26 protein-coding genes are annotated in these 24,657 nt (G+C 36.3%); 13 read left to right on the forward strand and 13 right to left on the reverse strand.

Annotated elements, in window-relative coordinates; translation table 11 throughout:
• Positions 1–28 precede the first annotated feature (28 nt).
• Complete coding sequence (locus ACMAZI_RS07505) at positions 29–1,963, reverse strand: fumarate reductase/succinate dehydrogenase flavoprotein subunit (protein ID WP_233500273.1); 1,935 nt, start codon at positions 1,961–1,963, stop codon at positions 29–31.
• Positions 1,963–2,634 (reverse strand): succinate dehydrogenase cytochrome b subunit, encoded by a 672-nt coding sequence (locus ACMAZI_RS07510; RefSeq protein ID WP_115363086.1) that lies wholly within the window; start codon positions 2,632–2,634, stop codon positions 1,963–1,965. The genes ACMAZI_RS07505 and ACMAZI_RS07510 overlap by 1 nt, the downstream gene beginning before the upstream one ends.
• 147 nt (positions 2,635–2,781) lie before the next feature.
• On the opposite strand from ACMAZI_RS07510, the gene ACMAZI_RS07515 reads away from it, so the two are divergent.
• A complete protein-coding gene (locus tag ACMAZI_RS07515) occupies positions 2,782–3,639 on the forward strand; it encodes an MBL fold metallo-hydrolase (RefSeq protein ID WP_115363084.1) in 858 nt (285 codons plus the stop codon).
• Positions 3,640–3,719: 80 nt separating this feature from the next.
• On the forward strand, positions 3,720–5,054 hold the full coding sequence (mgtE, locus tag ACMAZI_RS07520) for a magnesium transporter (protein ID WP_115363082.1): 1,335 nt from the start codon (positions 3,720–3,722) through the stop codon (positions 5,052–5,054).
• 34 nt (positions 5,055–5,088) lie between these two features.
• Here mgtE and ACMAZI_RS07525 read toward each other — a convergent pair whose 3' ends face one another.
• Positions 5,089–5,871 (reverse strand): hypothetical protein, encoded by a 783-nt coding sequence (locus tag ACMAZI_RS07525; RefSeq protein ID WP_412473451.1) that lies wholly within the window; start codon positions 5,869–5,871, stop codon positions 5,089–5,091.
• A gap of 196 nt (positions 5,872–6,067) precedes the next feature.
• Between ACMAZI_RS07525 and ACMAZI_RS07530 the strand changes: the two genes are divergently transcribed.
• Positions 6,068–6,520 (forward strand): MerC domain-containing protein, encoded by a 453-nt coding sequence (locus ACMAZI_RS07530; RefSeq protein WP_115363080.1) that lies wholly within the window; start codon positions 6,068–6,070, stop codon positions 6,518–6,520.
• A gap of 3 nt (positions 6,521–6,523) precedes the next feature.
• On the opposite strand, the gene ACMAZI_RS07535 is transcribed toward ACMAZI_RS07530, so the two are convergent.
• Both ACMAZI_RS07535 and ACMAZI_RS07540 read right to left on the reverse strand, forming a co-directional pair.
• On the reverse strand, positions 6,524–7,585 hold the full coding sequence (locus tag ACMAZI_RS07535) for a tRNA dihydrouridine synthase (RefSeq protein WP_412473450.1): 1,062 nt from the start codon (positions 7,583–7,585) through the stop codon (positions 6,524–6,526).
• Entirely contained in the window at positions 7,540–8,253 is a 714-nt protein-coding gene (locus ACMAZI_RS07540) for a TatD family hydrolase (protein WP_412473449.1), read from the reverse strand. The genes ACMAZI_RS07535 and ACMAZI_RS07540 overlap by 46 nt, the downstream gene beginning before the upstream one ends.
• A 137-nt stretch (positions 8,254–8,390) precedes the next feature.
• On the opposite strand from ACMAZI_RS07540, the gene rpsP reads away from it, so the two are divergent.
• From rpsP to ACMAZI_RS07555, 3 genes are all read left to right on the forward strand, one after another.
• A complete protein-coding gene (gene rpsP, locus ACMAZI_RS07545) occupies positions 8,391–8,639 on the forward strand; it encodes a 30S ribosomal protein S16 (RefSeq protein ID WP_115363074.1) in 249 nt (82 codons plus the stop codon).
• Between the two features lie 57 nt (positions 8,640–8,696).
• Positions 8,697–8,936 (forward strand): KH domain-containing protein, encoded by a 240-nt coding sequence (locus ACMAZI_RS07550; RefSeq protein WP_021267274.1) that lies wholly within the window; start codon positions 8,697–8,699, stop codon positions 8,934–8,936.
• Positions 8,937–9,049: 113 nt separating this feature from the next.
• Positions 9,050–9,418, forward strand: coding sequence for a response regulator (locus tag ACMAZI_RS07555; RefSeq protein WP_412473448.1), 369 nt, complete (start codon positions 9,050–9,052; stop codon positions 9,416–9,418).
• Positions 9,419–9,421: 3 nt separating this feature from the next.
• On the opposite strand, the gene tatA is transcribed toward ACMAZI_RS07555, so the two are convergent.
• Together tatA and queF are read right to left on the reverse strand one after the other, a co-directional pair.
• Positions 9,422–9,634 carry a twin-arginine translocase TatA/TatE family subunit gene (gene tatA / locus ACMAZI_RS07560; protein WP_334678441.1) on the reverse strand — a complete coding sequence of 71 codons (213 nt, stop codon included), beginning with the start codon at positions 9,632–9,634 and terminating at the stop codon, positions 9,422–9,424.
• Positions 9,635–9,655: 21 nt separating this feature from the next.
• The gene (gene queF, locus ACMAZI_RS07565; RefSeq protein ID WP_412473447.1) at positions 9,656–10,252 is read right to left on the reverse strand and encodes a preQ(1) synthase; all 597 of its coding nucleotides are present in this window, start codon (positions 10,250–10,252) and stop codon (positions 9,656–9,658) included.
• 64 nt (positions 10,253–10,316) lie between these two features.
• Here queF and hemH point away from each other — a divergent pair, with 64 nt between their 5' ends.
• Complete coding sequence (hemH, locus tag ACMAZI_RS07570) at positions 10,317–12,755, forward strand: ferrochelatase (protein WP_412473446.1); 2,439 nt, start codon at positions 10,317–10,319, stop codon at positions 12,753–12,755.
• A 24-nt stretch (positions 12,756–12,779) separates the two neighbouring features.
• Here hemH and bfr read toward each other — a convergent pair whose 3' ends face one another.
• From bfr to ACMAZI_RS07585, 3 genes are all read right to left on the reverse strand, one after another.
• Entirely contained in the window at positions 12,780–13,265 is a 486-nt protein-coding gene (gene bfr, locus ACMAZI_RS07575) for a bacterioferritin (protein ID WP_115363064.1), read from the reverse strand.
• A 72-nt stretch (positions 13,266–13,337) separates the two neighbouring features.
• The gene (locus ACMAZI_RS07580) at positions 13,338–13,553 is read right to left on the reverse strand and encodes a bacterioferritin-associated ferredoxin (RefSeq protein WP_115363062.1); all 216 of its coding nucleotides are present in this window, start codon (positions 13,551–13,553) and stop codon (positions 13,338–13,340) included.
• 105 nt (positions 13,554–13,658) lie between these two features.
• Positions 13,659–14,561 carry a hypothetical protein gene (locus tag ACMAZI_RS07585; protein WP_412473445.1) on the reverse strand — a complete coding sequence of 301 codons (903 nt, stop codon included), beginning with the start codon at positions 14,559–14,561 and terminating at the stop codon, positions 13,659–13,661.
• A gap of 88 nt (positions 14,562–14,649) precedes the next feature.
• Here ACMAZI_RS07585 and ACMAZI_RS07590 point away from each other — a divergent pair, with 88 nt between their 5' ends.
• The 5 genes from ACMAZI_RS07590 to ACMAZI_RS07610 all read left to right on the forward strand — a co-directional run bounded on the left by ACMAZI_RS07590 (position 14,650) and on the right by ACMAZI_RS07610 (position 20,211).
• A complete protein-coding gene (locus ACMAZI_RS07590) occupies positions 14,650–15,783 on the forward strand; it encodes a M14 family zinc carboxypeptidase (protein ID WP_120404923.1) in 1,134 nt (377 codons plus the stop codon).
• An 18-nt stretch (positions 15,784–15,801) separates the two neighbouring features.
• Positions 15,802–16,713, forward strand: coding sequence for an agmatinase (gene speB / locus ACMAZI_RS07595; protein WP_412473444.1), 912 nt, complete (start codon positions 15,802–15,804; stop codon positions 16,711–16,713).
• A complete protein-coding gene (gene speA, locus ACMAZI_RS07600) occupies positions 16,710–18,623 on the forward strand; it encodes a biosynthetic arginine decarboxylase (RefSeq protein WP_334678445.1) in 1,914 nt (637 codons plus the stop codon). The genes speB and speA overlap by 4 nt, the downstream gene beginning before the upstream one ends.
• A 92-nt stretch (positions 18,624–18,715) precedes the next feature.
• Positions 18,716–19,864, forward strand: a complete 1,149-nt coding sequence (locus ACMAZI_RS07605; RefSeq protein ID WP_412473443.1) for a hypothetical protein — start codon at positions 18,716–18,718, stop codon at positions 19,862–19,864.
• A gap of 89 nt (positions 19,865–19,953) precedes the next feature.
• Positions 19,954–20,211 carry a hypothetical protein gene (locus ACMAZI_RS07610; RefSeq protein WP_115363050.1) on the forward strand — a complete coding sequence of 86 codons (258 nt, stop codon included), beginning with the start codon at positions 19,954–19,956 and terminating at the stop codon, positions 20,209–20,211.
• Here ACMAZI_RS07610 and ACMAZI_RS07615 read toward each other — a convergent pair.
• From ACMAZI_RS07615 to ACMAZI_RS07625, 3 genes are read right to left on the reverse strand one after another with little or no spacing between them, the layout of a single operon-like run.
• Positions 20,191–20,655 carry an EVE domain-containing protein gene (locus ACMAZI_RS07615; protein WP_115363048.1) on the reverse strand — a complete coding sequence of 155 codons (465 nt, stop codon included), beginning with the start codon at positions 20,653–20,655 and terminating at the stop codon, positions 20,191–20,193. The genes ACMAZI_RS07610 and ACMAZI_RS07615 overlap by 21 nt on opposite strands.
• Before the next feature lie 12 nt (positions 20,656–20,667).
• Positions 20,668–21,534, reverse strand: coding sequence for a polyamine aminopropyltransferase (gene speE, locus ACMAZI_RS07620; RefSeq protein ID WP_412473442.1), 867 nt, complete (start codon positions 21,532–21,534; stop codon positions 20,668–20,670).
• A 16-nt stretch (positions 21,535–21,550) separates the two neighbouring features.
• Positions 21,551–22,483, reverse strand: a complete 933-nt coding sequence (locus ACMAZI_RS07625) for an adenosylmethionine decarboxylase (protein ID WP_115363045.1) — start codon at positions 22,481–22,483, stop codon at positions 21,551–21,553.
• Positions 22,484–22,690: 207 nt separating this feature from the next.
• Here ACMAZI_RS07625 and ACMAZI_RS07630 point away from each other — a divergent pair, with 207 nt between their 5' ends.
• On the forward strand, positions 22,691–24,622 hold the full coding sequence (locus ACMAZI_RS07630; protein ID WP_115363043.1) for a sigma 54-interacting transcriptional regulator: 1,932 nt from the start codon (positions 22,691–22,693) through the stop codon (positions 24,620–24,622).
• Positions 24,623–24,657: the final 35 nt, after the last annotated feature.

Raw genomic sequence — 24,657 nt, forward strand, 5'->3', positions numbered from 1 at the left:
TTATTATTACTACTCATATTAATACCTCTTACTTATAACTTCTTTGCGTTAGTGGAACGTTAGGGAAGTCTAATTCTTCAACGTTTCTAATTGGGTCGCTATCTTGACCAGTGAATTCCCAAACAGCACCATGACAGTAGTTTTCATCATCACGTAAGGCTTCACTTTCTTCAGTTTGAGATTCCTCTCTAAAGTGTCCACCGCATGACTCTGGTCTCTCTAGTGCATCACGTGCCATTAGTTCACCAAGTTCTAAGAAGTCGGCAAGTCTATTTGCTTTTTCAAGCTCAATATTGATTCCATCTGGAGTACCTGTAACTTTAACGTCTTTCCAGAATACTTCACGAAGCTTTTTGATTTTCTCAATACCTTCTTTAAGAGTCTTTTCATTTCTGGCCATACCAACGTGGTTCCACATGATACGTCCAAGTTCTTTGTGAATTGACTCAACAGATCTTGATCCATTGATTGAAAGAAGCTTTGTGAATCTTTCTTTTGAATCAGTTAGTGCTTTGTCGAATTCAGGATGATCTGTACCAACTTTTTTACCCATTAGTCCTTCACTAGCTAGGTAGTTTGGAACTGTGTATGGAGCAACGAAGTAACCATCTGCAAGACCTTGCATAAGTGCAGAAGCACCTAGACGGTTTGCACCGTGGTCAGAGAAGTTTGCTTCACCAAGAGCAAATAGTCCTGGAACTGTTGTTTGAAGGTTGTAATCAACCCATAAACCACCCATTGTGTAGTGAACTGCAGGATAAATTCTCATTGGAACTTTATATGGGTTTTCATCAGTAATTCTTTCATACATATCAAAGAGGTTACCGTAGCGCTCTCTAATTGCATCTTCACCATCGCGCTCAATTGCAGTTGCAAAGTCTAGATAAACAGCTTCTTCACCTTCACGTACTGACTTACCTTGGTCGATTTGTTCTTTTGCATTTCTTGAAGCAACGTCACGAGGAACAAGGTTACCAAAAGATGGATACTTTCTTTCTAGGTAGTAATCTCTTTCTTCTTCTGGAATATCATTTGGAGCTCTATAGTCACCAGCTTTCTTTGGAACCCAAACACGTCCGTCGTTTCTTAGAGACTCTGACATAAGTGTTAGCTTCGACTGGTTTTCACCGTGTCTTGGAATACAAGTTGGGTGAATTTGAGTGAAGCATGGGTTAGCAAACATTGCACCTTTCTTATAGGCCTTCCATGCTGCTGAACCATTTGAAGTCATAGCATTTGTTGATAGGTAGTAAACGTTTCCGTATCCACCAGTACACATTAGAACTGCATCAGCTGCGTGCTTTTCGAATTCACCAGTGATTACATTTCTTGTGATAATACCACGGGCCTTACCTTCAACAACTACTAGCTCAACCATCTCACGACGAGTAAGCATTTCTACTTTTCCACGTCCTACTTCTTTCATTAGAGAAGAGTAAGCACCTAGAAGAAGCTGTTGACCAGTTTGTCCACGAGCATAGAATGTACGTGATACTTGAGCACCACCAAATGAACGGTTAGAAAGTGTCCCACCGTATTCACGAGCAAAAGGAACACCTTGTGCTGCACATTGGTCGATAATATTATTTGAAACTTCAGCAAGACGATAAACGTTAGCTTCACGTGCTCTATAATCTCCACCTTTTACAGTGTCATAGAATAGTCGCCAAATCGAGTCACCATCATTTGGATAACTTTTAGCTGCGTTAACACCACCTTGAGCTGCAATCGAGTGAGCACGTCTTGCAGAATCTTGTAGGCAGAAACATTTAACATTATATCCTTGTTCACCAAGAGTTGCTGCAGCAGATGCTCCAGCAAGACCTGAACCAACAACGATAATATCAAACTTACGTCTGTTGGCAGGGTTAACAAGTTTCATTTTGAATTTATGATCAGTCCAAACTTTTGTGATGTCATTTCCCGCAGGAACTTTTCCATCCATTTTCTTAATATTTGTCATTACATTCCTCCCTTAACGTGACACCAAATAGCGATAGTCGAGTAACCAACAGTTAAGATCACAGCATAAAGCTTAGAAATGAATTGAATTGCTGGCATATACTTAGGGTGGTTAAAGCCAATTGATTGAAATGCTGACCAGAATCCGTGAGATACGTGAATCCCAATTGTAATCATAAATAGTACATAGATTCCAACATTCAGTGGTGAAGCGAAATAATCAATAACAGTCTTGTAAAGATCACGAACTTCCATTCCATTAAGTGTTGTCATGTAAACATCACCGTACTTAAAGTTAATTAAGTGCATAACAAGGAAGAAAAGAATCAACATACCTGTGTAAGGCATAGTTGATGATGCAAATGTCGAACCTCTTCCTGTCGGTTGCTTCATGTAGTACTTAACTGGGCGAGCTGCCTTATTCTCAATCGTAAGCTTAAGCGCCATAAAGATGTGAGATAAGAAGATCACTAAAAGAACTGCTTCTGCTAAGTAGATTAGCGGGTTAGAAGTAAGGGTGTATGCATACTGATTGAATGCATCCTTACCTGCGATTAATAAAAAGTTTCCTAACATGTGTGAAAAAAGGAATCCACATAGAAGTAGTCCCGTCACTCCCATTACCTGTTTCTTAGCAATGGAGTTCGTCAAATAAAAGCGTAATGCTGACATTGATCCATTTCCTTTGTCTGATTTAATAAAGTTTTAAATGTTATTTGATTTGGATTATAATCCTTAAATCACCAAAACTTAAGCGAATTTTTAGTAGTTTTTTTACTGCGTGGTGCAACAAGTTGTTAATGAGAAAAGGAGTTCTAAATGTTGGTTCATTCTATCTTTGATAAGGTCACTAATACAATGACATATATCATTTATTCATCGGTCTCAAAAACGGCCATTGTTGTTGACCCCGTTCTGAACTTCGATTACGCAAGTGGTAGCGTTTCAAGTGAAGATATCCATCAAATAGATTTATTTCTAAAAGAAAATGAATTGAGTTTAAAGTATATATTTGAAACTCATGTTCACGCCGATCATTTGTCAGGAGCATCTAAACTAAAATCGCTTTATCCCACTGCGCAAGTTGTTATTCATAAGAATATTAAGTTGGTTCAGGGTGTATTTAATGCTGTCTTTTCATCAAATGTTAAAGAGGATGGTTCGCAATTTGATATTCTTACACAAGAAGGTGAGAGTTTTGATGTTTGTAGCGATATTAATGTGAAAATTATTGAGACTCCAGGCCATACACCTGCGTGTATGAGTCTTTATGTAAATGAGAAGGCCCTTTTTGTAGGTGATGCGATATTTATGCCTGATATGGGTACCGGACGTTGTGACTTTCCAAAGGGAAGTGCAGATAAGCTATACAATTCAATTCAAAAGATTTACGCACTTGATGATGAATGTGAGATTTATGTTGGCCATGATTATGGACCTGGTGGGCGTGAGATAAAATATAAAACAACAGTAGGTGAGCAAAAGCGTAGCAATATCCAATGTAAAAGCTCGACTTCTAAGGAAGAATTCTTAGAGTTTCGTACTAATCGAGATGCACAGCTTAATGAGCCAAGATTAATTATACCTAGTATCCAATATAATATGAATGGCGGAGAGTTTATATTTACTGAAGCTGATGGTGGCCCTTATATCAAAGTTCCTTTAAAGTTTAAGTAGGAACTTGAGTAATATAACTATCTAATTTTATTTAAGTTTTATTATTCGATGTCGACAAGTAGGATGTTGGAGTAATTATAATGACAAACGAATTTCATTCTGAAATTGAAAAGACAATGCAATTTACTAAAATTGGTATTGCCTTAAAAGACTGGCCGTCTCTTTCGGAGTCGCAGCGTCTTGAGATTTTTAATAGTTTGTCAGAAGAAGAGGCAAGTGACTTCTTTGATTCACTAGATTCGAATTACCAAGCTGACTTATTTGAACAATTTGATCGTGACCTGAAAAGAAGATGGGCCAATGACCTGGCCTATGATGATCTTGCAGATATTCTCCAGCTTCTTGAACCTGAACAAGTTGAAGAAACATTAAGCTTATTAGCAAAACACGCTCGTATCGAAGTCATGGCCCTTATGGCCTACGCAGAAGATGTGGCCGGTGGTTTAATGAATTCGAATTATATTCGACTTCGCGCCAATATGTATGTTGAAGAGGCCATTCGCTATATTCGAACTCAAACTTTAAGTAATGTTGAAACAATTTATTATACTTATGTAATCGATGCCACTCAAAAGCTTCTAGGTGTTGTTTCCCTTCGTGAACTCTTTGGTGCACGAGATGGTCAAAAGGTATCAGATCTGATGACTAGTGGAGATGACCTCATTGCTATTCCTGATAATATGGACCAGGAAGAAATTGGACGCGTCTTCAGTCGTTTTGAACAAGTTGTTCTTCCGGTTATTGATGATGAGTTCAGAATGAAAGGTATCATTACAATTGATGATATTATCAAGGCCGTTGAAGAAGAGACCACGGAAGATATGCAAAAAATTGCGGCCGTCGAATCTCTTGATGCTCCTTATCTTGAAGTAGGCTTCTTTGAGATGACAAAAAAGCGTCTCGGTTGGCTTGTTATACTCTTTATCGGACAAATGTTAACTGCGACGGCCATGACTCATTTTGAAGCGGCCATTGCTCACACAGTAGCATTAGTAACTTTTATTCCTCTTATTATCTCATCTGGTGGGAATTCAGGTGCTCAAGCTTCGACTCTCGTTATTCGTGCGCTTGCCCTAGGTGAAGTTAAAAATAGTGACTCTCTTCGCGTCTTCTTTCGGGAATTAGGCTCAGGTCTTTTTATGGGATTTATTCTTGGAATCTTTGGATTCATGAGAATTTACTTTTGGCCTCATGCTAATGAAGCATACGGTGTGAACTTTGCTCAGATATCTTTAATTGTTGGATGTAGTATTATTTGTATCGTAATGTGGGGGACACTTGTTGGCTCAATGCTGCCATTTCTCTTAAAAAAGTTACGCTTTGACCCTGCTACAGCTTCAACTCCCTTTGTTGCAACGATTTGTGATGTCACGGGAATCATTATTTATTTTTCAATTGCTCACGCACTCTTATAGAAAGGCCCTGAATTTCAGGGCCTAGTATTAGTATTTATTTTGATTTTTTCTTAGCAGCTTTCTTGGCTACTTTTTTCTTGGCCGTTTTTTTTGCAGCTTTCTTGGCCGTTTTCTTGGCTACTTTTTTTGCTGTTTTCTTTGCTACTTTCTTTTTCGCTGTCTTCTTAGCAACCTTTTTCTTCGCAGTTTTCTTTGCAGTCTTTTTGGCTACCTTTTTCTTAGCAGTTTTCTTGGCTGTTTTCTTGGCTGCCTTTTTGGCTGTTTTCTTGGCTGTTTTCTTTGCTGTTTTCTTTGCTGCCTTTTTTGCTGTTTTCTTTGCAGTCTTTTTGGCCGCCTTTTTAACAACTTTCTTCTTTGCAGCTTTCTTTAAGTCACTTGCAACTTTCTTCGTTGTTTTGCGAACCTCTTCAACGGTTTCTTCCATCTCATCAGAAACATCTTTGGCCGCTTTCTTAACGCGATTTATCGCTTTCTTAGTCCCTTTTTTAACATTTTGATATGTTTCCCCATGGCCAAGAGAAGCAATCTCTTTTTCAATCTTCTCTTCATATTGGGCCAAGACTTTCATTGGATCTTTACCAAGACGATCGAGTTCTTCTTTTAATTCTTCATAGAATTTCTCAAGTTTATGCTTTTGCACATTTACTTTGTCGTAACGAAAACGAAAGTGGTAATAGAGTTCATCGTACTTCTCACTACCTTCATCTTGAATTCGCTCTAGTAAATGCTTACACTTTTTTAGAATCTCATCACTTGAAGAAGTTAGGGCGTGTTTTGCCTGTTTATTCTTCTTCTTTAAAAAATCTTCTAAGCTCATTTTTATCCTCGCTATCGATCTTCTTGGTTAAAATCTCAACCGATTCATTCTTGAATGGGTATCAATAATATTACCTTAATACGGTAAACTCATTAGTAAGTATTTTCAACACTTTAATACCCTGAATAATTTAATATTTTCTTGCTTTGGAGTTAAGAATTCTCTATATATACTTATAATAAATAGTTGGACGATTATGGATAATGATATGGAAGAAACAAAAGTAACAAATTTGAACGAATCTGCGGATCGCGCGGGACTTATCGTTTCTGTCCTATGTTGCCTACATTGTATGGCAATCCCTTTATTGGTGATGTTTACGCCTTCAGTGGCAAGTATCTTTGAAAATCCATTAATTCACAGTCTTTCTATCTTCATCGTGGTTCCTGTTGGCCTCTACGCTTTTGTTAAGAATCTTAAGGTTCACTCGGATAAGAGACCTCTTATTATCGGTGTTCTTGGTATGGCGGCCATTTTATTTGGGCATTTTAAGCATCTCTTTCTACTTGCAGAACACGCAGGACATGCACACCATGTTCATACTATCGGCCCAGTTGAAATCGTTGCTTCTATCATTGGTGGACTTGCATTGATTGCTGCCCATATGCTTAATATTAAGCTTTGTCGCTGTCATCACTGCGATCACTAAATATTAATATCTAAGATTTGTTCGAGCTGACATTTTAAGAGAAGAGTTTGACATGAATTGGTCAATGGCCTCTTTGTACTCTTGTAGCGTCTCAAGTTTAAAGAGCTTCTTTGAAAAGCTATGCCCAAAATTAAGCCAGACGTGTCCCACTTTTAGAAAGAAGCGTATTCTCTTTAAAGCATCTTTAAAATCGTAATAACGAAAACAAGCTTCAATATAGGACTTCACAAATTCTCCATATAAGACAGCGTGGGCACTTGGGTCTTTATTTATTATTGCTTCTTGGTATTCATTTAGCTGATGTCCACTTTCGTAAGCATATTGTGTAATAATCCAAGGTTTTGCTGTTAAGGCCCTTCCAAGCATAGCGGCTTGGCAGCCTGTTTCTTCAAGCATGCGAGTGATATCTTGAGCTTCTTGAATATCTCCATTGCCAATAATTGGTATATCGATACTTTCTTGAAGAAGTCTAATTTGTGACCAATCTGCACTTCCTTTTCTTTTTTGCTCTGCTAGGCGAGGGTGGAGGATAAGCCAATCTGCTCCTCCTTCCTTAAGAGCATGGCAGAATTCAAGTAAGAAGCCCTTATCTGATTGAAGTCCGGCCCTTAGCTTCACTGATACTGGAACAGTGGCATATTTCTTTACACAAGAAACAACTTGGGAGGCATATTTAATATCACCCATTAACGAGACCCCGTAATTATGTTTTAAGGCCTTTTTTACTGGGCAACCCATATTTATATCAATTGCTTTTGCTCCCCATTCTTCTAGCTTTGGAATTGAATCTTTAATATATCTTTCTTCGTTACATAGAATTTGGGGATAGAGATTTATATCTTGTTGTGACTTTAGGGTCTCTGGTGTTTCCCCAAGCCTTTGGCCTGGAATTCGACGCGAATTTAGCATCTCTGTTGTCCAAAGTGTTGGTGTATCCTCTGGAAAGTAGGCACGTAGGGCATCTCTTAGGGCCACATGTGAGAGTCCAACCATTGGGGCCAGGAGGGCCTTAAATTGGACTAACTCGTTAAATTTGTGCCAAGAAGGGCCTTCAGGTTTTGCCAAATTCTATCCTTTAAATCATCAATCTCTATTTCTTGTTTTTGAGCAAACTTTTCATAGATTGTTTTGATATTAATATCACCTCGCTCATCTGTCTCAAAGAAAATAAGATTCAAATCAATTTTGTGATCAGAGATTGTATGAGCAATCCTTGCGGTTTGAGATTCATAAAAGCGTGGCCCAAGGCTCATGGCAATGCCTCTTCTTTGGCATTCTTGGATATCGCTAAGGCTTCCATTAAAGTCGTGTAAGACCCAATTCGAGTGATTTGGGTATTGCTTGTGAAGGCGAAAAATTTCGGACAGGCATTTCACATTATGAATGATAAGTGGTTTTTTAAGCTCATTTGCTAGCTGAATATGCCACTTAAAGACTTCTTCTTGTTGCCCTAGGTCACTATCATCCACGATTGAGCGATCAAGCCCTGCTTCTCCAACCATTAGACAATTACTTTCACCACATAATCTCTTTACCTCTTCAAAGCTTGTTCTTGCATCTTCAATCTCCCATGGGTGTACTCCTGCGGAAAAGAATTGGCTCTCTTTAGGTAAGTCATTGATTTTGGGAGAGTAGGAATAAATATATAAGAAGTCTCTATCTTCGCTTTTAGAAGAGCTCTGATGGCCGTGGAGGTCGATAAATTTTGCACTCTGGGATTCTTTGCTTGTCATATGACAGATATTTTAATACATTACCGTTCTAATTAAAAATTTGAAAAAAGATATTGCTTATCTTTTTAAAATCAATTATTTATTTAGAAATATTTAAACTGATTATTATAGCGTTACTATAGATGTAGGAGTACTTAATGTTAACAATTAGATTACAACGCGGTGGTAGAACTCACATGCCTATTTACACAATCGTTGCTGCAGACTCAAGAAATGCAAGAGACGGTAAATTTAGTGAAAAACTAGGTCAATACAATCCACAACTTAAAGAAGGTAACCTTATCGATGTTAAAGCTGAGAGAATTTCTGAGCTACTAGGTAAAGGTGCTACAATTTCTGACACTGTTAGAACACTTCTAAAGAAAAACGAAATTACTCTTAACTAAGAATTTCGATTTTTCTTAAATTAAGCGATAACGGCATTTTTGTAGAAGGAGTTCATGATGAGTGAGTTAAAAGATTTAATCGACACAGTTAGTCGCGCACTAGTTGATATGCCAGAGCAAGTAGAAGTAAACGAAATTGTTGGTGAGCAGACAACAGTTATCGAATTAAAAGTTGATAAGACTGACCTTGGTAAAGTTATCGGTAAGCAAGGTAAAACAGCTCGTGCACTAAGAACAATTCTTAATGCTGCATCAACAAAATTGAAAAAAAGATCTGTTTTAGAAATTATAGAATAATTTACTTGAATCAATAATTTTTATGTTTTAAAAAAGCCTATCGAAAGATAGGTTTTTTTTTGCTCAAAATTGAGCATCTACCAATAAACAAATTTCCAATCCTAGGAGGATGTGTGGAAAGAATTATGAATTCAAAGCGTATTTTACTTGTGGATGATCAGGTTGAGATATTAGAGCTTCTTCAAGATGCACTAATTTCTGAGGGCTATGAAGTTGACGCTTGTGCTGGTGCTAAAGAAGCATTAAACGCTTTAGGAAGTAATCATTATTCTCATATTATTTCAGATTATCAAATGCCTGAGGTGAATGGAATGGAGTTTGCGAGTCAGGCCAGAGGCTTTCTTAAAGAGGATATGCCTTCGTTTATTTTGGCTACAGGTGACTGCACAATAAATGATGATTCTATTAAGGGTATGGGTGTTTCTGGAATTCTTCCAAAGCCTTTTACTCTCAAACAAGTTATTTCAGTGATCCAAGAATAGCTTTTAGCTATTCTTGGTGTCATCTTTCTTGTTTTCACTCTGTTCTGTTATTTTCTTTGCTGTATTTGTTTCTTCGTTTTGCTCTTCTTTTAGTCCTGATTTAAAGCCTGTAATTGCTTTTCCTAGTGATTTACCAAGTTCAGGAAGCTTCTTACCACCAAATAATAGGATGATAATAGCTAAGATGATTAAACTTTCTGTTATTCCAAGACTCATAAAATCCTCTTTTATGCTAAATTAATAAATTTTAGATAAGTCCATTGTATACTTACCTGGGGCATATTCGCTAAACCTTTTTGCTCGAATTTCCTTATAAATCTTCTTATTATTGGAATTTGAGGCATATGGATAGATACAAATACCACCACGAGGTGTGAATTCACCAATAACTTCAATGAACTTTGGCTTCATGAGCTTTGTTAAATCGTCACAAATTTTTTGCACACAATCTTCGTGGAAATCTCCGTGATTTCTGAAGCTGAACAGATATAGTTTTAGTGACTTAGATTCCACCATTTTCTTGTCTGCAATATAGTTGATATAGATTCTTGCAAAATCTGGTTGTGCTGTTTTTGGGCATAGAGAAGTGAACTCTGTACAAACAAATGTTGTCCATGCATCACTGCCTGGATTCTTGTTATCAAATGCTTCTAATACTTCTGGAGCATATGTATCTGGATATTGTGTATTTGCGCTACCAAGGGCAAATGCTGTTAGCTCTTCTACGTTACGACCTTTTTTTGGCGCTTTCTTAGTCGTCTTCTTTGTCGTCTTCTTTGTCGCTGTTTTTTTCTTTGTTGCTTTCTTTTTGATAGATTTCTTCGATGCACTCATTTATCGACTCTCTTGAATTATTTTGATAGGTTATAGTCATCTAATTTAACACTATCAAGGACCAATGACAATGCGTCATGAGCAATTAACTTTTCCAGCATCTAAAAAAAATGCAAAGAAAGTCATTAAAGTCGTTCTCGTTCAACTAGGCTCTCCAAAGAGTCCAAAAGTTTCCGATGTACGATCATATTTAAAAGAGTTTTTAGGGGACCCAAGAGTTGTTGATATTAATCCAACTCTATGGAAGATTATTTTAAATCTCTTTGTCATACCATTTAGGCCTAAACGCTCAGCTGCTTTATATAGCAGGATTTGGGAAGGCAATGAATTTCCTCTTACTCGTATCACACGGGAGTTTACTCATAAGGTAAATGAGTTAACGCCTGAGCATATTGAAGTTGAACACGCTTTTCTACTTTGTGAGCCTAGAGTTGCTGATGTCTATGCGAAGTGGGAAAAAGAATTAGATGAGAGAAGGGATCCTGCCCAAAAACTCATCGTTATACCTATGTTTCCACAGTATTCAGAATCAACAATTGCTAGTGGGATAGACTTCCTAGGTAAGCTATTAGGGACAAAGGTTAGGATTCCTAACTTTGAGGTTATTACTAATTTTCATCGTCTCCAAGCTTTTATTGATAACTCTGCAAGACTAATTAATGAAAAGTTAAAAAGTGAACAGATCGATGATTTAGTTATCTCATTTCATGGTATCCCAAAGAGAAGAGTGATCTATAAAAAAGATCCATACTATCAACATTGCTTTGAAACTTTTGAGTTGATTAAAGATCGCGTTTCAGAAATTGATAGTCATCGCATACATTTTACTTTTCAATCAAGATTCGGAAGTGAAGAGTGGTTAACTCCTTATACTGATGATTATGTTTGTGAGCTTGCTAAAAGTGGAAAGAAGAATATCGCTGTTTATTGTCCTGCATTTGTTGCAGATTGTTTAGAAACAGTTGATGAAATTGGTACTGAGTTACAAGAAGAAGTTGAAGAGTTTGGAACAACAATACATGCAATCCCTTGTTTAAATGATGATCAGAAGTGGTCTGAAGGTTTTGCCAATTATGTAGAAACACTTTGTGACAAACCTAATGAGGTTGCACAATTAGAATATGAAGTTGAAGAGGAAAAGTATATGGATATGCCAAAAGTTAATATGGAATCAGAGCCCTTAAGTGACAATGCTAAGAAGTCTCTAAAAATTGTGTTCTTAACATTATTCTTAGACCTCGTTGGTTTCTCAATTATCTTTCCATTATTTCCGGCCTTGGCGAAATACTACTTAACGGTTGACGCTGATAACTTCTTTTTAAAAGCAATCTTTGGCTCAATTGATACACTCACAAATGTAGGAGGAGCAGGAGAGTTTTCTGCTATCGTTCTCTTTGGTGGTGCCCTTGGTGCCTTATATTCTTTATTGCAATTTGTTGCTGCACCAATTTGGGGAACTATTTCCGATCGAATTGGGCGAAGACCAGTTCTACTTATCTCTGTATTTGGACTCTTTGTAAGTTATGTTCTCTGGGCCGTTGCTGGCAACTTTACTATTCTTATTCTTGCGCGTTTTATCGGTGGAATTATGGGGGGTAATATTTCAACAGCGACAGCAGTTGTTGCTGATGTGACAACTAGAAAGAATCGCTCAAAAGGAATGGCCATCATTGGTATTGCCTTTGCACTTGGATTTATTATAGGCCCTGCAATGGGTGGTATCTTATCTCTATTTGATTTAACAAAAATGTATCCAGCACTAGAGTCTATTGGAATAAATCCTTTCTCTATGGCCGCCATTGTTGCTGGACTACTTTCATTATTTAATCTTGTTAATTTATTTAATAAATTTGATGAGACATTACCTAAGGATAAAAGAGGTAAGCATGAGACTGAAAGAAGTGCTAATCCTTTAAAGTTATTTAAGCCACTTCCATATGAAGGAGTTAACTTAACAAACTTTGGATACTTCTTATTCCTATTAGCATTTTCAGGAATGGAGTTCACTCTAACATTCTTAGCTGCTGAGAGACTAAATTATTCATCAATGGATAATGCTTACATGTTTATCTTTATTGGATTTATTCTCGCAATGGTTCAAGGAGGATATGTTAGAAGAAAAGCTCATCAGGTAGGTGAGAGGAAGATGGCCCTTCAAGGTCTTATTGCAATTATCCCTGGACTTGTTCTAATTGGATTGGCCTCTTCAAGTTGGCTAGTTTATGCAGGTCTTTTCTTCTTAGCAATTGGATCATCATTAGTTGTACCTTGTTTAACTTCTCTTGTTTCAATGTACTCACCATCAAATCATCAAGGTCATGTTATTGGTGTATTTAGATCTCTAGGTGCTCTTGCCCGTGTCTTTGGGCCTATTATTGCATCTCTTATTTATTGGAGATACAACTCTGCAGCACCTTATTTTATTGGAAGTGTATTTTTAATTATTCCTATTATAATGGTGGCGAAGTTACCTAAGCCTAGTGAAGCAAAAGCAGACTCCTAAGAGTCTGCTTTATATTATGCGGCCTTAGTGGCCAGATGATTTCATTTCGATTTGAGATTGCATGTAGTTCTCAACACCAACTTTTTTGATAAGTTCTTGTTGCGTTTCTAGCCAATCAATATGCTCTTCTTCAGAATCAAGAATCTTCGATAGAAGATCACGTGAAACATAGTCTTGCTTCTTTTCACAAAGCTCGATTGCTTCTTTTAATAATGGAATTGTTTCTGCCTCAGTTTCAAGGTCTGACTTGATAATCTCTTCAACATTTTGACCTATTCTGATTCTTTCTAGCTTTTGTAGATTAGGTAAACCCTCAAGGAAGAGAATTCTTTTAATTACTTCATCAGCAAATTTCATCTCATCGATACTTGCTTTGTATTCTAGATGACCGATTTTATCGAGTCCCCAGTCCTCAAGCATGCGTGCGTGAAGGAAGTATTGATTAATTGCTGTAAGCTCTTTTGTGAGAACACCATTTAGTGCTTTTATGACGTCTTGATCACCTTTCATGATTAAACCCTTTCATTAAATTAATAATTGTATGGATTAATGCTATAGAAGAAGTGAATGTGTTTCAAGAAATTATTTTTTTGGTTGAGTTAAGTTTTTCTTTGCCGTCTGTTGACTTGCTTCAGCTTTCTTTTTGGCCGCAAGACCTGAGCTTACTTTTTCAAGTACACAAACACCGCATGAATTACCAATGCCTAACTTATTCATGACTTCTTTTTCGCTCTGACCCTGCTTTATCGCATTGTCTAGCATATCTTGTGTAATGGCGTTACATATACAAATATACATATAAACTATCTCCTGCTTCTATCTTATCGACAAAAGTTTCAATAATCAAACAAAAAGTTGAGTTGCGATATATTTTTTAGAGCTGCCTAATATGATTTCAATACGTTATACAAGTCTATTGAAATCTGATTTTAGGTATTGAAGATAAGTTTCAATAATATTGGTGGAATTTGACTGCTTTTGTAGCAGACTTGATACCCCTTCAAGGCCAGGAGAACTATTGATTTCAAGAAGCTTTATCATAGCGTTCTCATCTTCTAAGAAGTCGATGGTGATAAAGTGAAAATCAAGTTGTGAATTTATGATAATACTTACCAATTCGTTAATAACCTTAGGGACTTGATTGTCTTTGATTAAACTTGGCGAGGAGTTTTCAAAATTTAGAATATAAAATGGAGACTTCTTATCTAATGGTCTTTTTTCAAGATATATTAATTTAGAATGTTTCGAATCTAGGCTTTTAAGAATTAGGACACGAATTTCTCTCGATAGAGGGAAGTAGGGCTGAATAATATAATTATGATCACCTTTGGCCATAAGGTCTTTGGCATCTTTTTCAAGATCGACGCTTGAATGTATCCCTTTGGCTTTTTGTCCTCTTCGTGTTTTTATAATCCACTTTCTTTGTTCTGGAGAGTCGATAAGTGCTTTTTGATATTCTAACAAGCTATAGGTAGCAATTAGGTTTTCATTAGGGATAAGACTTCTTAAATATTCGGCCTGTCGTAATTTATCCCTTAAGGTCCTAGAGCAATTAAGAGAGTTCGTTAAAAGCTGTTTATCTGGCCTAAGTACTTCTTCAATAAGTTCTAAATCCTTATCTGAATAATTTAAGCCAGTGTTTCGATTGATGATAATATCAGCACTTTTTAGTGTATCTATTTCAAGACTTTTAGGTGAACAAATGTTAATTAGATGACCTTCTTTCTCAATATGATTTTTTAACTGCTTAGCAGCATAGACATTGGGGTTTGTGGTGATAATGAGGAAGTTGATGGCCTTGTGCATAAATAGTCTTTTGACTCGATAAAATATTGATAATATTTGTTAATTATATGATATTATAACACTTTAACAATATGCCCTTTTGGTGATTATGAATTTAGTAAGTAAAATCTCTCTTTTTCTTTCCTTAACTTTAACACTTATTAGTTGCTCAGGTGTTGAGATGCTTGAAATCTCTAATGAGAAGAAAGAGGAGTTAAAGGTTGCGCGAAAGAAAGTCGGGCCTCCAAAGACTAAGAAGACTGATAAGAGCAAAGATATTTTAGATGATTCAAAATTTACAGATCATTCTCATAAGAATGAATTTGTTAAAGTTGAAAATACGAAGGCCGTTTCAGACTATTGTAATAAAATAGATGAGAAATTTCGTAAGTATGGTTGGGGTAAATCTCATTGTGATTCTTATAAGTGGATTCACGTAAGAAATAGCCACCTAGGTCAGCCAATAATGTGGACTGTTTTTGGTGATGAAGTTGAACACCGTATCGAGCCAAAGAATATGACTCTCGTTTTTTGTGGTGTACATGGGGATGAGATTACACCAATTAAATTCTGCTTTGATATTTTACATCACCTCTATCATGAAGTCGCTACTGTTGAAGGGCAGAAGAAACTTAAAAATAACTTAGTAGCAGTGGCACCAATTGTTTCACCAGATTCTTTTTTCAAAAGAAGACCTACGAGAACGAATGCTCGTGGAATCGATCCAAATCGCAACTTCCCAACGAAAGATTGGGATAAGAAAGCCTTAAAGCTTTGGAAGACACGCTACCGAGCAGCGAAGAGACGCTATCCTGGAGTTCGTGCAAATTCAGAACAAGAAACGATCTTTCAAGTAAATATCATTGCTAGGTATAACCCAGATAAGATTATTACTGTACATGCTCCTCTTACGATTCTCGACTATGATGGCCCAGTTGTAAGTAATCATGTTCATGATGAAGATGGCCTGGCCCTAAAAGCAGAAGAGTTATTAAATGTTATGAGTGAGAAAGCAAATGGCTATCGTGTTAAAAATTATCCCTTCTTTCCTGGGAGCCTAGGCAACTATGCTGGGAATGAAAGGAAGATACCAACTTATACACTTGAGCTGCCTTCAAGTGATAATCGTAACCATAAGAAATATTGGAAGATGTTTCGTGAATCAATCGATTTCGCTCTCTTTCATGCACCCATGACTCGTCGAGAGTTTGCCGCTAATAGGAATAAAGAAAAGTTAGATTAGACTTTTTGGAGAAGTGCAATGTTAAAACTAAAAGGGCCAATCGCGCCTGAAACTCCATATGATATGTCAATTGCTACTGATGAACTTAGAGACTCATCTGTTTCTCTCATCGGTTTTGGCTTTGATGGTACCGCTTGTTTTCGAAAGGGAACTCGCCTTGGGCCTGATGCCCTAAGAGAAGTCTCTGATGGTATAGAAACATATTCACCATATCTTGACTTAACAACTGAAGATTATACTTTCTATGATCTTGGAAATTTGCCAGTAAAAGATCAAACTGAGGCCAGTTGGCAAGAGGCCACGAAATGTTTCGAGGATAACTTTAGTCAAATTAACTTTAAAGAACATGATATCAAACTTATGACTTTAGGTGGTGAGCATTCCATCTCATATGCTCCGATTAAAAAATATCTGAATGATTTTGATGATCTCGTTCTCATACATTTAGATGCCCATGCGGATCTAAGAGATGGTTACTTAGGCTATCATTATTCACATGCTTCAATCATTAAAAGAAGTCTTGATCACTTCAAAGAAGGGCATGAGCTAATTCAATACGGTATTCGCTCTGGAACAAAAGAGGAATATGAATATATGAATAGTTCTGGATCGATTGCTAAGTCTCGCAAGGAATTTCTTGAGAGAGTATCTAAAATCGACTCTAATAGGCCAATATACTTAACTTTGGATCTCGACTACTTTGATCCAAGCTTCTTTCCTGGAACAGGTACTCCAGAGCCAGGTGGTGAAGATTTTCATTCATTTATTAGTTTTGTTAAGATTCTAACAGAGAAGAATATTGTTGGATGTGATGTGGTTGAGCTTTCTCCTGAAATTGATTTAACAGGAAATAGTTCTGTATTTGCAGCAAAAGTTGTTAGGGAATTAATTCTTCTTCTAACTTCGAAAACAAAAGGGGCCATAAAATGACAAATGGTACTTGGACAATTGATGATTCAGACCGACTCTACAATGTTAGTAAGTGGAGTAATGGTTATTTTAAAATAGATGAAAGTGGAAAGCTTAAGGCAACACCTAATCCAAAAAAAGATGTAGGAATTCTCATTGATGATGTAATCGAGGATGCTAAAGAGCAAGGCCTAAGCCTTCCTCTTGTTATTCGATTCCATGATATTCTTCGCTCTCAAGTAAAGCTTCTCAATCGTACTTTTCAAAAAGTTATTGATGAAGAAGATTACGGTGGAAAGTTCTTTGGGGTTTATCCTGTTAAGGTTAACCAAATGAGAGAAGTTGTTGAAGAAATTGTTGATGCAGGTTCACGATATAATTATGGGCTTGAAGCTGGGTCAAAGCCTGAGCTCTTATCTGCTCTAGCATATAATACAAATATCGATTCACTAACTGTTCTTAATGGTTATAAAGATCGTGATTATTTAAGACTTGCTATTTTAGGAACTAAGATTGGGCGTAAGATCTTTGTTGTTATTGAAAAATTTTCTGAACTTAAGATGCTTGTAGAGCTCTCAAAAGAATATGGTGTTATTCCAAATATTGGAATACGTGGAAGAATGACTGTTAAAGGTCGTGGTAAGTGGGAGTCAAGTGGTGGAGAAAAGGCCAAGTTTGGTCTAACGACATCTGAAATTATTCTAGCAATTGAATATTTAAAAAAGCATAAGAAATTAGGTGCACTTAAATTATTTCACTTCCATATTGGATCTCAAATCACAGATATTCGCTCGATTAAAGAGGCCATTGAAGAAGGCTCTCGTATCTATTGTAAGATGCAAAAAATTGGTGCACCTCTGGAGTATTTTGATGTTGGAGGTGGACTCGGTGTTGATTACGATGGAACAAATTCAACGAATGATTCGTCTATAAATTATTCTATTAGTGATTATATAACAGATATCGTCTACGGCCTTAAAACAGTTTGTGATCTTGAAAATGTTGAGCACCCACATATTATTACTGAAAGTGGCCGTGCTATGACGGCACATCACAGTTGTGTCATTACAAATATTATAGGTGAAATTGATAATACTAAGATTGAATTCTCAACGAAGAAGAAGACAGGAGAGCATCATCTTGTTACTGAGATGAGACAAGTAAAAGAGCTCCTTGATAAAAGTAAAAATTGGCAAGAAGCTTATAATGACTCTGTAAAGATTAAGTCTGATTCAATCCATGCTTTCAAACTTGGTATTTTAGAATTAGAAGAGCGTGCAAAGATCGAGACACTTCACTTACAAATTCTTAAGCAGATCAATAATCTTGTTCCTGATGAAGATTTTCAAACCGAACAAATTGCAGAACTTGAAAATAGCTTAAGTGGCCAGTATCTTTGTAATTTTTCTGTTTTTCAATCTGCATGCGATAGCTGGGCAATTGAACAAGTCTTACCTGTTGTTCCATTAACAAGATTAAATGAAAGGCCAACAAAGCGTTCAACTCTTGCTGATATTACCTGTGATAGTGATGGGAAGATCGACCGCTTTTATGACCCAGATGAAGGCTTTAAGAAAACACTTTCTGTACACGAGTTAAAAGAAGGGGAGCAATATAATATTGGTATTTTTCTAACTGGTGCTTATCAGGATGTAATGGGTGATATGCATAATCTTTTTGGCCGCGTGAATGAAGTACATGTATACGCTGATAAGCATGACCCTAAAGGCTTCTACATTGAAGAGACCGTTCCAGGCTCTTCTGCACGTAATGTTTTATCGACGATGCAGTATAATCCAGAATATATGGCGTTTAAGGTTAAAAGATCAATTGATAAACAAGTCGCTAGGGGAACAATTAGACCTCGTGACGGTGTGTCATTAGTTGATTTCTATGAGAGCTGCTTAAAGAGTTATACCTACCTTTCGTAAAAATATTGGTCCCTGATAATTGACTTACTTACTTTAGTGTCTAATAATTATATTAACATTGAAGTTAAAAGAGTTTATCAGGGATCGATAACATGTCATTAAAGTTTGATCAAAAATTAAAAGAGGCCACTAAATCAGCTTCTGGAAAGAATACAAATCCAAAATCAAAAACAAATTACTTAATTATCTGTGCATTGGCCTTGCTTACGCATGGAGCGTTAATATATAACTGGTTCTTAAATAGAAACCTTCTGAACTTAATTTTTATGGCCTCTGCCATTGCTTTTGCTATCTTGGCAATTATCCCAATGATCAAAGAGTATTATGCAAAAGTAAGAATCCACAATGATAAAGAGTTACTCAGTTTAGAGCTAGAGCGAATCAATGAAGAACTTTCAGAATTAAAAGAAAGTAAGCATTCGCTTCAAATTAAGCTTTCTCAAGAAATCGAAGATTCAAATCGTCTAAAGTCTGATATTGAAAAAATGGAAGCAGATGATCTAGAAGTTATTGCAGCAAGCGATGATATTAACGATCAATTACTTCTCGTTGAAGATACTAGCAAGTCGCTAGATACTGTTGTTAATTCTTTAATTGATGCTCGCAGAGAGCTTATTGATTTTGAAAAAGAAATGTCTGATAGCTTAAAGCATAAGAAAGATAGTGAGCAGACTCAAGAACAGGATGAGATTAAATTTCATGAACTCTTTGATACATTTATGAATGAGTTTAAAGATATGAAAGATCTTATTTTTCAGCTTAAGACTTTAAGTTTTAGAGTTGATGTACAAGCTTCACTTAGTAATGATAGCGAATTAACTCAAAGTAGTGTCGAGCTTGAAGGGCTAAGTCGTAACTTGGCCAAGTTCTTCAATAATACCATTGGGCTTCTTTCTAACCTCGAACAAGAAGTAAGATCTGGACAACAGGATCTAACAGATCGTCTAACTAGTTGCTTAGAGCAATTTAATTTAGAATTAGAGGCCAAGCAAGATCTAAGCTCTCAGTTGATGGACTTGAAAGAACAGCTAGATAGTGTGAATGAAATTTCTTGTGATAAATTAGATCTTGTTAGAGAGATTCTTGTTGACTCTGTCGTTATTGCTGAAGATGATCTCGATGATTCAAATATTGATGCTGATAGTGAGGAAAGCTCTGTAATTACAGATACTAAAGCCTCTACGGGCCTTGTTTCAAGCTCTCAGGACCCATTAGTTGAAACAGCTTCACTAATTCAATAAACCGCCAAAATACTCAAATTTAATTTTTACTTAAATTCTACCGATACTCTATTTAGCTTTAATAAAGTTAAGAGGGTATTGGGGAATTTATGGCAGCAGAAGACTTTGGTAATCAAGAAGGTGGTGGAGCAAAGGTTCATCAGTTTGGTGGTACCCACGGCCATAATGATCTCTCACATCTTTCTCTCTATTATAAGCAGCCAATTAAATCATTGCTTGGACGAACGGGAATCGTAATTTTAAGCTTCTTTACAATTGGCCTAATCTTAAGCTTTGCAACTCTGTTTTTGAGTTATACAAGTTTTGGACGTGAGTTTCTTCAAGGTCTAGTTTTTTACATCTTTTAAAATTAATGTGGCAATCTTTTTAGGGATAGGCATTATAGATAGGCGAGAGCCTTTCTTTACAAGTGGCATCTCATCATATCGTTTATCAGCTTTCATCTCTTTTAAGCTGAGTTGTTTTTCAAACTTTTCTTCAAACTTTATATCAACGAGAAACCATCGCGGTTCTTCTTTTGTTGCCTTAGGGTCATAGTATTTTGAATTTTTATCAAATTGAGTTTTGTCAGGATGTGACTCTTTTACAACTTCTGCTATTCCAACAATCGCTGGCTCTTTACAACTTGAGTGATAAAAAAAGACCTTATCTCCCATCTTGATTTCATCGCGCATGAAGTTTCGTGCTTGATAATTTCTTACCCCATCCCAAGATTCAGTTTGCTTGGGCCTTTTGGCAAGGTCATCAATTGAGAAAGCATCAGGTTCACTTTTAAAGAGCCAGTATTGCATGACGATTCCTTATTATGGATTTTGTATTAGTCCTTCAAGATTCTTCTTCATAAAAGTAGGAAGATAGAATGCAGCTTGATGAAGCCCCTCATTATAATAAGAAAACTCTAGGCCACTTGCTGCCACAGCTTCTTTTCTAAAATCATTGATTGGGTGTATGTCGCCTTTAGTTGCAAATGTAAATGACCAAAGCCCACCTGGATAAGTTAGGTTAGAGAAATTATAGATAAATGTATTCTTAAAAATATCATTTAAAACACCAAGCATGCTCTTTTGAATCTCTGCTTCAAACCAAGGAGATTCTCCTTGAGAGACAACGATACCGTTATCAGCAAGGCACTTATTTACATTTGTGTAGAACTCTGGTCCAAATAGTGGAGCAGCAGGCCCGATTGGATCTGTTGAGTCGATGATAATAACATCAAATTTCTCAGTCGTTTCTTGAACAAATTTAACACCGTCACCGATGATAAGATCTAATTTAGGATGACCTTTTAAAACTTCGGCCGTTTGTGGAATGAATTCCATACAAGCTTCGCAAACAGCACCATCGATTTCTACCATCGTACACTTTTCAACTGAAGAGTGACGTAGAACTTCACGAGCTGTACCACCGTCACCACCACCAATAACAAGAACATTCTTTGGATTTGGATGAACAAATAATGGAACGTGAGCAATCATATCGTGATAAGCGATTTCATCTCTTTCTGTTACCATAACTAGGCCGTCGTTAAGAAGCATCTTTCCATGTCCTTTCGTTTCAACAACGTCTACAGTTTGAAATTCAGTCTTCTTAGAGTAGAGAACATTTTCAACTTTGTATCTCATTCCGTAAAAATCTTTATATCTTTCTTCGATCCATAGATTGCTATGCATGGTAACTCCTATTCATTTAAAGTAATTTATAAGGCTTTAGGCGATTTGGGCGTACTTTATAAAAGTGTGAAAAGTACATTATGTAGCCACATTTTAGATAGCTTTCAACTTGGGTTTTAGCTATATAATCTTCTTTCTTAAGATTTAATCCACAGCTTCCATCTTGATTTGGACAGAACTCGATAAAGTCATATGAAATTGGCTCCATTGCTTCGATTAGAACATCTGCAATTTCTTTCATATTGATATCAGTCTCAAAACTAATATATGGGCACTCTTCCTGAGGTGTAATATGACATGTGAAATAATTATCATCTTTGATGGCATTTAGAGAGTAGCCGTATGGATTAAATACGAAATCATCCAATTCAAAACCAGGTAAGATCTTATCAAGTTTTAAAAGTTGGCGAATTTCATCTTTTGTCACACTCTCATTAGTTAGAATTTCTCTCGCTTTACATGAGATTTCATACATAAGTAACTCATGAGTGTGATCATCTGCACTTGGTGCATATTCTTGATCGAGAAAATAGATGAAGTTATGATGATCATCTATATTTCCAAAGCGTAGTGCTTGTCCTGAAAATTTATTTTCTAATAGCTTCACATCATCTGCAAAAGTTGAGTGTTGCATATGAGAGAAGTACTCATTCTTTCTTTGAAAAATTAATTGTTTGATTACATCTTTACCAAAGCGATCTGTGAAGAAGTCGATGGCCTTGATTAAGGTTGTTTGTCCACATGTGATTATCAGCATGCGATCTTTCCAAACAAAAAGCGAGGATTCTGATAAGAGAAATGCTTTTATATTTTCATTATTAATAGTGGATAAAATTGTTGCTTGTGCTTTTTCGACTAATTGAGACCAAAAGTCGTCTGAGATATCCAATAGATTTAAGTTAGGCCCAACAATTATTTCGGCCTTCTTTTCAGAACCTTCAAAAATCATTTACTCTTCCTGTCACTCTTGCAAGTGTTTAAAATTACGATCTTTTTTTAAGCATCATCATACGCAAAAGCTTAAGTCTAGGCAAGTCGTAAGGAGTTGATTTTCATGTAACGTATAGAAATTATAGCCAATTTTTGTGGGCATTTACCTAAAGTTTAAAGCAAATTTACCGATATGTTCACAGTATAGTTTAATGAGGGGATTAACATGCTCGCTAGTTTTTCAGAATTTAAGTTTTTTCAATCGTTTCGTATTCCTGTTGAGGAAGCCGATAATCTAAGGTTTTTGATACAAAAAGAAGACGACATGGGGAGGCTTTCTTATATCGATGATGCAAAGCTTGTGGACATTTCAGTTACAGGATTCGGTTTTAAAACACATGAAAGAATCTCTGTTGGAACTGAGTTGGAAGTTTCTCTACAATTTAAAAAACGTCACCTTGATCTAACTGGTCGAGTTGTTCGTGCATTTTCAAATGTTTTAGAAGACGAAGAAATTATATATGGAGTTGAACTTGATGTTGAAAAAGGAATTAATAAATTCCTTGAAAGTTACATTATGAGTTTCTCTTCAGAAAGATTAAAAGACTGCCTTATTCAGTCAGCACTTAAGGAGCGATATACAGACCCTAATGAAGGGTTTGAAATGTTTTCTCTACTTCTTTCATTATTTAAAGATATTACACATTTTGGAGATAAAGAAGGATTCCTCGATACAATGCTTGAAGAGGTTATTCGTATCCTAAATGCTCAACGTTCTTCTATCTTTTTAATTAATCCAGATACAAATGAATTAGAAGCAGTTGCTGCTCTAGGTTTGGATAAGACAGGATTAAAGTTTGATTATCGTCTTGGTATTGCTGGGTCTGTTTTTACAACAGGTGTGGCCTTAAATATTTGTACTGAAAGTGATGACTCTCGTTTTAATAACGCATTTGATGAAAAGAATGGATTTGAAACGAAATCAATTATTTGTTATCCGATTCATAATCGTGAAGATAAGATAATTGGTGTAATTGAAGTTATCAATAAAAGAAATGAAGATCGATTTACTATAGAAGATGAAAAGACGATGAAAGTTCTTGCTCTTGTTTTCTCTTCAGTATTTCATAGTTTTAATCCAATTTCGACGACTTCTAAAATTCGCCGCTTCTCAGCGCCTTATGATCGTCAATTTGCAATCATTGGTAACACGCCAGGTGTAAAATCAATGAGAAACTCTATTTCAAAACTTAAAGACTTAGATAGTCCTGTCCTGATCACTGGTGAAAAAGGAGTTGGTAAAAATCTTTTTGCCACTGTTCTTCACTATGAAGGTAAGCGTGGGCTACATGATATTACAACAGTTGATTGTAAGCTAAAAGATCTCAATAGGCTTGAAGCAATGCTTTTTGGCCCTAATGAAGAAGAATGTGTTTTTACTAGCACTCAAGGTGGAACTGTTGTTCTAAGCCATATTGAGCACTTGTCGTTTGAGTGGCAAGAAAGACTATTTGAACTTATCGAAAAGAAAGGCCTAGAAGGTGGAATCGTAAGTTTTGATTGTCGTATTATGGCCACATCAATTAAAGATCTTGCCATAATGACAGATGAAGGAAAGTTCTATCGTGATCTGTTTGAATATATCTCACAGGCCCAGATTAATTTAGATCCACTTCGTCGTCGTGAAGAAGATATTGAAATGCTTGTTGAATATTTCTTAAAAGTTGAATGTAAAAGACAAGGACTTCTATTAAAGAGCTTCTCTAAAAAAGTAATGGATCAAATCAAACAATATGATTGGCCAGGAAATGTTTATGAGCTAAAGAAATGTGTCGAAAGAGCTGTTCTTTATCATCCAAAATCTCATATCATATCTGATATTGAAATTAATGATGGTGTTGCACCTCTAGTTGATATTTCAATGAAGCAAAAGCAATTTGGTCAAATTGATCATGTGACAGACTTCACACTTCCTCTAAAAGAGCGTTTAGCTCTTGTTGAGAGACAAATGATTTTAGAGGAGATTAAGCGTAATTTCGGTAATAAATCAAAAGCTGCTAAGGAGATGGGAATTTCTCGTGAGGCATTACGTAAGAAGTTAATTTATTCTCAAGAGGTTCTTGATTCTCTTGAAGGAAATGAAAAGAAAGCTGCTTAATAAAAGCATAAAAAATATCAAGGCCTCATACGAGG

Source organism: Halobacteriovorax sp. YZS-3-1 (genome assembly GCF_047084945.1).
GTDB classification, from domain to species: Bacteria; Bdellovibrionota; Bacteriovoracia; order Bacteriovoracales; family Bacteriovoracaceae; genus Halobacteriovorax_A; species Halobacteriovorax_A vibrionivorans.

What these genes read in the sequence shown, in the direction of transcription:
- mgtE (WP_115363082.1), top strand. Translation starts at nt 3,720, where the DNA reads ATGACAAACGAATTTCATTCTGAAATTGAAAAGACAATGCAATTTACT.
- ACMAZI_RS07505 (WP_233500273.1), bottom strand. Translation starts at nt 1,963, where the DNA reads ATGACAAATATTAAGAAAATGGATGGAAAAGTTCCTGCGGGAAATGAC.
- ACMAZI_RS07515 (WP_115363084.1), top strand. Translation starts at nt 2,782, where the DNA reads ATGTTGGTTCATTCTATCTTTGATAAGGTCACTAATACAATGACATAT.
- ACMAZI_RS07590 (WP_120404923.1), top strand. Translation starts at nt 14,650, where the DNA reads ATGAATTTAGTAAGTAAAATCTCTCTTTTTCTTTCCTTAACTTTAACA.
- ACMAZI_RS07605 (WP_412473443.1), top strand. Translation starts at nt 18,716, where the DNA reads ATGTCATTAAAGTTTGATCAAAAATTAAAAGAGGCCACTAAATCAGCT.
- ACMAZI_RS07530 (WP_115363080.1), top strand. Translation starts at nt 6,068, where the DNA reads ATGGATAATGATATGGAAGAAACAAAAGTAACAAATTTGAACGAATCT.
- ACMAZI_RS07525 (WP_412473451.1), bottom strand. Translation starts at nt 5,871, where the DNA reads ATGAGCTTAGAAGATTTTTTAAAGAAGAAGAATAAACAGGCAAAACAC.
- speA (WP_334678445.1), top strand. Translation starts at nt 16,710, where the DNA reads ATGACAAATGGTACTTGGACAATTGATGATTCAGACCGACTCTACAAT.
- queF (WP_412473447.1), bottom strand. Translation starts at nt 10,252, where the DNA reads ATGAGTGCATCGAAGAAATCTATCAAAAAGAAAGCAACAAAGAAAAAA.
- ACMAZI_RS07550 (WP_021267274.1), top strand. Translation starts at nt 8,697, where the DNA reads ATGAGTGAGTTAAAAGATTTAATCGACACAGTTAGTCGCGCACTAGTT.
- tatA (WP_334678441.1), bottom strand. Translation starts at nt 9,634, where the DNA reads ATGAGTCTTGGAATAACAGAAAGTTTAATCATCTTAGCTATTATCATC.
- rpsP (WP_115363074.1), top strand. Translation starts at nt 8,391, where the DNA reads ATGTTAACAATTAGATTACAACGCGGTGGTAGAACTCACATGCCTATT.
- ACMAZI_RS07585 (WP_412473445.1), bottom strand. Translation starts at nt 14,561, where the DNA reads ATGCACAAGGCCATCAACTTCCTCATTATCACCACAAACCCCAATGTC.
- ACMAZI_RS07625 (WP_115363045.1), bottom strand. Translation starts at nt 22,483, where the DNA reads ATGATTTTTGAAGGTTCTGAAAAGAAGGCCGAAATAATTGTTGGGCCT.
- bfr (WP_115363064.1), bottom strand. Translation starts at nt 13,265, where the DNA reads ATGAAAGGTGATCAAGACGTCATAAAAGCACTAAATGGTGTTCTCACA.
- ACMAZI_RS07540 (WP_412473449.1), bottom strand. Translation starts at nt 8,253, where the DNA reads ATGACAAGCAAAGAATCCCAGAGTGCAAAATTTATCGACCTCCACGGC.
- ACMAZI_RS07630 (WP_115363043.1), top strand. Translation starts at nt 22,691, where the DNA reads ATGCTCGCTAGTTTTTCAGAATTTAAGTTTTTTCAATCGTTTCGTATT.
- ACMAZI_RS07615 (WP_115363048.1), bottom strand. Translation starts at nt 20,655, where the DNA reads ATGCAATACTGGCTCTTTAAAAGTGAACCTGATGCTTTCTCAATTGAT.
- ACMAZI_RS07510 (WP_115363086.1), bottom strand. Translation starts at nt 2,634, where the DNA reads ATGTCAGCATTACGCTTTTATTTGACGAACTCCATTGCTAAGAAACAG.
- ACMAZI_RS07610 (WP_115363050.1), top strand. Translation starts at nt 19,954, where the DNA reads ATGGCAGCAGAAGACTTTGGTAATCAAGAAGGTGGTGGAGCAAAGGTT.
- speB (WP_412473444.1), top strand. Translation starts at nt 15,802, where the DNA reads ATGTTAAAACTAAAAGGGCCAATCGCGCCTGAAACTCCATATGATATG.
- hemH (WP_412473446.1), top strand. Translation starts at nt 10,317, where the DNA reads ATGACAATGCGTCATGAGCAATTAACTTTTCCAGCATCTAAAAAAAAT.
- ACMAZI_RS07580 (WP_115363062.1), bottom strand. Translation starts at nt 13,553, where the DNA reads ATGTATATTTGTATATGTAACGCCATTACACAAGATATGCTAGACAAT.
- speE (WP_412473442.1), bottom strand. Translation starts at nt 21,534, where the DNA reads ATGCATAGCAATCTATGGATCGAAGAAAGATATAAAGATTTTTACGGA.